Below are 6738 nucleotides of genomic sequence, written 5' to 3'. Positions count from 1 at the left end.
ACCAGCACCGGATCGCYCCAGGGTCCGGCCGGGTCGCTGGCCGTGACCAGGAAGATCCCGAAGTCCGGGTCGGGATAATAGATCAGGAACTTGCCGTCGCGGTGGCGGATGGCCGGGGCCCAGACGCCGCCGCCGCGCCGGGGCGTGGCGTGATGGGCGACGGGCGTGATCCTCGGCAAGGCGTGGCCGATCAGCGTCCAGTTGACCAGGTCCGTCGACTTCAGGATCGGCAGGCCCGGCACGTTGGTGAACGACGAGGCGGTCAGATAGTAGGCGTCACCGACCCGGACGACGTCCGGATCGGAATAGTCGCCGGCCAGGACGGGATTGCGATAGGTCCCGTCCCCCTGGTCGGCCGCGAAGGCGACCGGGCCGGACTGGGCCAGAGCGGCTGAGCTCAGGGCCGAGGCCGCGAGCACGCCCAGGATGGATTTGGCCAACAGCACGGGACGCCTCGTCTACAGCGGTTCGAAGAGGACAGCCTGGCCGCCGCTGGGCGCGAGCGCCAGCGAAAGCACGCTGGCGGCGGTGACCTCGACCTTGCGGATCACCACGGGCGTTTCGAAGGCGGCGCGCCCTGGCGTCCCGTCGGCGAACACCGTGGCGGTCCATCGGCCCTTCCCGAGGAACCCCAGGGGAGCCTTCAGGGTGCGGGCCGTCTCATTGGTCATCGCCCCCAGGAACCAGCGCTTGCCGTGCCGGCGGGCGACCATCACCTGCTCGCCGACGGCCCCCGACAGCGCCCGGGTTTCGTCCCAGGTGGTCGGGCATTCGTCGAACCACTGCAGGTCCGGCCAGGGGCGGCCGGCGTATTTGTCGGGCGCGTCGTACCAGTAGAGGAAGGTCAGCGGGTTATAATAGACCACCGCCATCGCCAGTTGGTGGGCGTTGGTCGTCTGGTTCTTCGGGTTGGCGTAGCAGATCGTGTAGTCGATCGGCCCGGCGACAGCGCGCGTGAACGGCAGGGTGACGTTGTGGCGGGCGGTCGGGAACTGCTCGTTGCCGCGCACGCCCTCCAGGGCCACGTAGTTGGGCAAGGTGCGCTCCAGGCCGGCTGGGCGCAGGTTGTCATGCAGATTGACCAGCAGCTTGTGCTCGCCGCAGGCCTTGACCAGGTCGAAGATAAAGTCGTTGTCGGCCTGGCGGCCTTCCCAGACGAACCCGAACTTGATCCCCGCCACGCCCCAGCGTTGGTAGGTCTCCAGGATCGCGTCGCGCTGGCGCATGGCCGGCACGCGGTCGACATAGAGGATCATGCCGATCCCCTTGGCGCGGGCGGCGTCGATGATGCGCTGCATGTCCAGGCCAGCGATCGGAACCGTCGCATCGCTGGGATCGGTGCCGTCGCCGTACCAGTGGGCGTCGAATTCGACGTAGTCGAGCTTCCGCGCGACCGCGAACTCCACGACCTTCAGGGCGGCCTCGGTGTTGTAGGGCTTGCGGATGCGGACCGCCCTGCCCGGCTTCACCCAGCTGACGTCGCCCAGCAGGTTGGGCGTAGCCAGGGTCGGGATCAGGTCGGCGCGTTCGATCAGGCCGGCGACGGTGTCGGCCAGGATCAGGGCGCGCCAGGGCGTCGACTGGCCGACGTCCAGCACGAAGGTCGGCGCGGGTGGCGTGTCGCCCGGTCCCGAATAGCCGGTGGCCCGGCCTGGATAGCGCATCAGGTAGACGGCCAGGCCGTCGGCCGGATCCCGCGCCGGACGCAACATGGCGCGCGGATAGTGCAGACGGTCGGACTCGGCGATCAGGGCAGCGCTTCCGTTGGCCAACACCGCGGTGACCGGCAGGTCGGCCAGCGGGCCGACGTCGGAGCTTCCCGTCAGATCCGGGTGGACGACCGGCGCCAGGCCCGCCGGCGTCGAGCGCTGGTACTCGCCCTCGTCCCGACTGGAATAGACCTGCGCGCCCGCAGCGAGATTGAAGTGCGTGGCCTCGCCGCCCAAGGCGAGCCCGCCTCGACCGGGCGTCTGGCGAAGGACGTAGCGGACCGCGCAGCCGGCGTCATAGGCCCTGGCCACCAACGCGAAGGCGATCCCCGTCTTCGGGTCGCGCAGATCGACGGTGATCTCCTCGCAGGCCTGGCTGTAGGCGGCTCGCACGCCGAAGGTCGGCGTCCAGGTCCCCGTCAGGCGTCGATGCGACACGGAAACGACCTTCGCGCCCGGGCCGAGCTGCCCGCCTTCGGCCAGGACCAATCCCAGCCGGCTCGGACGAAGCACGGGGCGGCCGTCGCGGGCGACGCTCCAGGACGGGCCGCTGTCGCGGACGTCCAGGTCCAGCCGCACCCGCCCGTCGGGCGAGACCACGCGCAGCGGCCTGGCCGAGGCCTTCGGCTTGGCGAGCGCCGCGCTCGCCGCCCCGAGGGGCGCGGTCGCGGCGGCGGCCAGCAGCACGAAACGACGGCGGTCGAAGGACGGACGGATCATCGGCGCGCTCCTGATCCAGGCATGACACGGGCGCAAACGCGCTTGAAGAGCGAGCTGATCATCGACGCCTCCCAGACCTTGCTGGTCTTCGGCGCTCGGCCGTGACCCTTGTCGCCAGGCGTCATGCGCCGGGCTGTTGATATCGATATCATCGCGAATTCCGAACCGTCAATCGGAACCGGCCAGGTCCCCTCGACGCCCTAGGTGGCGGGGGCGATCTTGGTCTCCAGCCACGCCGCCGCCAGGTGCGGCCAGGCCGAATGGGTCCCCTCGCGATCGCGCAGCGCGAACCCGTGCGGCGCCGCGCCGAACACATGGGCGTCCAGATCCAGGCCCAGGTCGCGAGCCGTGCGGATGAAGTTCAGCGCGTGCTCGATCGGCACGGGACTGTCGTGCAGCGCATAGGCCAGGAACACCGGACACGCGGGCACGCCGTGCGGCTGCTCGGCCAGGCCGATCGGCCAGTCGTCGTAGAAGGCCTGCTTCTGGGGCGGTTCGTAGTCGGGCTTGCCCGGCGGCGCCTTGTAGGCGGTGTGATTGGCGTTGAGGGGCGCGAACGCCGCGAGCAGTCCGGCGGCCTTGACCTTTGGGTGGCAAGCGACCGCGCCGGCCAGATGGCCGCCCGAGGACAGCCCCACCAAGACCAGCGCCTTGTCCGAACCGATGACCTCGACGGCCGCCAGCGCGTCGATCAGCGCCACGTCCTTGGGCAAGGGTCCCGCCGCATCGGACGCTCCCGGCAGCCGGTGAACCAGCACATGGGCGTCATAGCCCAGCTCGTTGAGCCACAGCGCGACCTCCACGCCCTCGCGGTCGTGCATCAGCTTGACGTAGCCGCCGCCGGCGCAGACCAGGGCCTGCCCGCGCGGACCCGCGATCGCATAGCTGTGCAGCTCGGCGCGGCCCACCTGGGTCAGGACCCGGTCAGGCCAGACGCCCTCGAAGACATTCTCCGAGCCCGCGCTCAGGTCGTGGATCGTCGACGGTGTCCGGCAGCGCATCGTTTCCCAGTCCCTGGTCAGGTCGCCGTCGGCGACTCGATCGTCATTGGACAGAGCCATGCACGATTGTTATCGTTATCACAATACAGCCGCACAATGCGCCGCCGAGCGATCAACGCTCAAGGCCGGTGCGAACATTGGGATGGAAGACATGAACCGGGCCTGGATCATCGCGCTCGCCCTGGGCCTGGGCCTGGGCGGGTGGACGTCGAGTCTGGCCGCGCCCCTGGCGGTCTATCCGCCCCCGCCCGTCCCGCAGATCTACGCCTGGCACAACGACGACTTCACCGTGCGGGTCCGCGCGCCAGGCGGCGAGTGGCAGGACCTCTACGAGTACCGCATCCGGGTCGACTGGGACCGCCCACAGGACGCGTCCCTGGTCTATTTCGACTTCACCGGCGCGGTCGAAATCGAAGTCCAGAAGAACAACGGCGCGTTCGGCGCGGTGTCGGTCGCGCCCCTGTCGGCGGGACTGAAACCCGAGCGAAGCGGCGCGGCCGTGCGCCTTCGCCTGAGCCGGCCGCAGAGCTTCTCCCTGCAGTTCGACGACGACCGCCTGCACAATCTGCACATCCTGGCGGGCGCCCCGCCGCCGCCAAGGCCCAGCGGTCCCAACGTCGTCTATTTCGGACCGGGCGTTCACACGCCGCCGGACAAGACCTCGGCCTTTCCGGTCAAGTCGAGCGACACGGTCTATCTGGACGGCGGCGCGATCCTGAAGGGCGCCTTCACCCTGGACGGCCTGAACGACGTGACCATCCTGGGCCGGGGCCTGCTCTACAATCCCGGTCAGGCGATCGAGATCAACGGCGCCCACGACATCCGAGTGAGCGACCTGATCCTGGCCAATGACGAAACCCGGCCCGCCGCGCGGGTGGCCAATATCCGCGWGTCCTCCAACGTCTCCCTGGTCGGGATCAGCGGGTTCACCGCCGGCAAGTGGTCCGACGGGATCAACATCTCCACCGCCCAGCATGTGCGGGTCGACCGGAGCTATCTGCGCACCTCGGACGACGCGGTCGTGGTCTACGCCGTCGCCGATTGCCCGATCTGCAAGGCCGCGCCTGGCCAAGCCCCTGCCCCGCCCCGGGCCGGGTCGCTCGACACCCGGGACATCAGGATCACCAACTCCATCCTGTGGACCGACGTCGCCCACGCCCTGTACGTGGGCCACTTCGGCGACAACGCCGTTCCGCGCACCATCGAGGGCGTCACGTTCGACAACATCGACGTGGCCAATCTCGACGAGGACGACCCGGCCTGGGAGGGCGCGATGGCGATCTTCTCGGGCGACGCGACCCGGATCCGCGACATCACCTTCAGCAACATCCGCGTCGACCGCATCGAAGAGGGCAAGCTGATCAACATCGTCGCGGGCCAGAGCCCTCGCTACAACATCGCGCCCGGCCGAGGCGTGGAGAACGTGACCCTGCGCGACATCACCTTCACCGGCGAGGGCCTGGCCAGTTTCTCGCAGATCCAGGGCCTGTCGGACGCCACGGCGGTGCGCGGCGTGCTGATCGAGAACCTCGTCATCGGCGGGCGTCGCGTGACGCCCAGCGACCTGGGCGGCCTGAAGATCGGTCCGTTCGTCTCGGGACTGACCGTCCGCTAGCCGCGGCGCGTGTCAGCCGGCGGGCGCGGCGGTCGATTGCCGGACGACCAGGGTCAACTCGGCCAGGACGTGCTTGCGCGCCTGGTCGTCGTCGGCGTCGCGCCGCGCCAGCCCCGCCGCCAGATCCACGGCGGTGGCGGCCATGTCGGCGATCGGCTGGTGAATGGTCGTCAGCTGCGGCCAGATCGTAGAGGCGACCGGCGTGTCGTCGAAGCCGGCGATGCTCAGCTCGGTCGGGACGGCGATGCCCATGCCGTGGGCGACGGCGCTGACGGCGGCGGCCATGTCGTCGTTGCTGGCGAAGATCGCCGACGGACGCCGGCGCAGACCCAGCACCTGGCTGGCGGCCGTCAGGCCCGAGCGGTAGGTGAAGGCGCCGTCGACGACATAGGCGTCCGGCACGGCCAGGCCCGCCTGCGCCATCGTCGCCCGAAAGCCCTCCTCGCGTCGCAGGGAGGTCGAGTGCAGYGGATCGCCCCGCACGAAGGCGATGTCGACATGGCCCAGTTCGATCAGGTGGCGGGTCATCATCGCCGCCCCCTCGAAATCGTCGATCGCGACCGAGGCGACGCCCGGCAGCGGCTTGGCGGTGGCGAAGCTGACGGGCTCGACGCCGGCCGCGGCCAGCAGCTTGAGGATCTTGGCGTCGTCGCACAGCGGCGGCGGCRGGACCACGGCGCCGACGCCCGCGTCGATCAGCTTGGCCACCGCCCTGGCCGAGGACGGATGCGCGGCCGTAGGCTCGATCAGCAGCTGGCAGCCGATCTCGCCGGCCTTGCGAAAGGCGCCCATCAGATAGGCGCTGAGGTTCGACGAGTTGGGATTGGAATACAGCACCCCGACCTGGACCACGCCCGTCCGCGTGGCGCGCGCCACCGCGTTGGGACGGTAACCCAGCTCGGCGATCGACTTGCGCACCTTGGCGCGCGCGGTCTCGCTGATGAACGCGTAATCGTTGATCACGCGCGAGACCGTCATCGAGGACACGCCAGCGTGCTTGGCCACGTCGTGAAGGGTCACGCTGGGTCGTCGTTGTCCGCTCAAGAGGGTCTCCCATGAACCGCGTTCGTGCGCGCGGCCGTCGGGAGGCATTCTAGCCAAGATTTGCGGGCCACCGCCTAGGCTAAATCGCCGGACCGGCCGTCGCGACGCTCTGGCCTTGTCTGATGGTCCTCGGAGTCGAACGTTCTTGATATCGATAACATATCGACCCTAGAGTGACCTCGAAATCGCTCCCGCCTCGAAGGGGCGAGACAGGACGCGGAGCACCAGGGCCATGGACATCCAGCACGCCGTCATCGCGACGGACCGGCGCGCGGGCCCCGCGCGGGCCTGGGCGCGCCGCGGATCCGTCACCCAGGACGACATCGCCCGGACCCTGGGCGGCGAGATCCTTTGCGGACTCCATGCCCCCGGCCAGTCCCTGCCCTCGGAGTCCACGCTCCTCGAACGGTTCGGGGTGTCCCGCACCGTCCTGCGCGAGGTGCTCAAGACCCTGGCGGCCAAGGGACTGCTCTCGTCTCGCGCCCGCGTCGGGACCTGGGTGCTGGATCCCAGTTGCTGGAACCTGCTGGACCCGGCCGTCCTGGCCTGGAAGGCGGACGACGGCCCCGACCCGGACTTCCAGCGCCAGCTGAGCGAGCTGTTGCGGATCGTGGCGCCGACCGCCGCGCGACTGGCGGCGTCGCGCGCG

6 protein-coding genes are annotated in these 6738 nt (G+C 69.7%); 2 read left to right on the top strand and 4 right to left on the bottom strand.

What is annotated here, in order from left to right:
- The 3 genes from AC1DZ6_RS15825 to AC1DZ6_RS15815 form a co-directional block, all read right to left on the bottom strand.
- The coding region (locus tag AC1DZ6_RS15825) for a family 43 glycosylhydrolase (protein WP_477098115.1) at positions 1–446 on the bottom strand (446 nt) is incomplete at its 3' end.
- 12 nt (positions 447–458) lie between these two features.
- Entirely contained in the window at positions 459–2429 is a 1971-nt protein-coding gene (locus tag AC1DZ6_RS15820; protein ID WP_477098114.1) for a glycoside hydrolase family 97 protein, read from the bottom strand.
- 200 nt (positions 2430–2629) lie between these two features.
- Positions 2630–3490 carry an alpha/beta hydrolase gene (locus tag AC1DZ6_RS15815; RefSeq protein ID WP_477098113.1) on the bottom strand — a complete coding sequence of 287 codons (861 nt, stop codon included), beginning with the start codon at positions 3488–3490 and terminating at the stop codon, positions 2630–2632.
- A 91-nt stretch (positions 3491–3581) separates the two neighbouring features.
- Between AC1DZ6_RS15815 and AC1DZ6_RS15810 the strand changes: the two genes are divergently transcribed.
- On the top strand, positions 3582–5045 hold the full coding sequence (locus AC1DZ6_RS15810) for a glycosyl hydrolase family 28 protein (RefSeq protein ID WP_477098112.1): 1464 nt from the start codon (positions 3582–3584) through the stop codon (positions 5043–5045).
- 12 nt (positions 5046–5057) lie between these two features.
- On the opposite strand, the gene AC1DZ6_RS15805 is transcribed toward AC1DZ6_RS15810, so the two are convergent.
- Positions 5058–6065, bottom strand: a complete 1008-nt coding sequence (locus AC1DZ6_RS15805; RefSeq protein WP_477098111.1) for a LacI family DNA-binding transcriptional regulator — start codon at positions 6063–6065, stop codon at positions 5058–5060.
- Between the two features lie 256 nt (positions 6066–6321).
- Between AC1DZ6_RS15805 and AC1DZ6_RS15800 the strand changes: the two genes are divergently transcribed.
- The coding region (locus tag AC1DZ6_RS15800; RefSeq protein WP_477098110.1) for a FadR/GntR family transcriptional regulator at positions 6322–6738 on the top strand (417 nt) is incomplete at its 3' end.

Source organism: Caulobacter sp. P1_B12_2 (genome assembly GCF_056406675.1).
The sequence above is the reverse complement of the archived record's forward strand: the minus strand, read 5'-3'. Positions and strand labels throughout refer to the sequence as shown.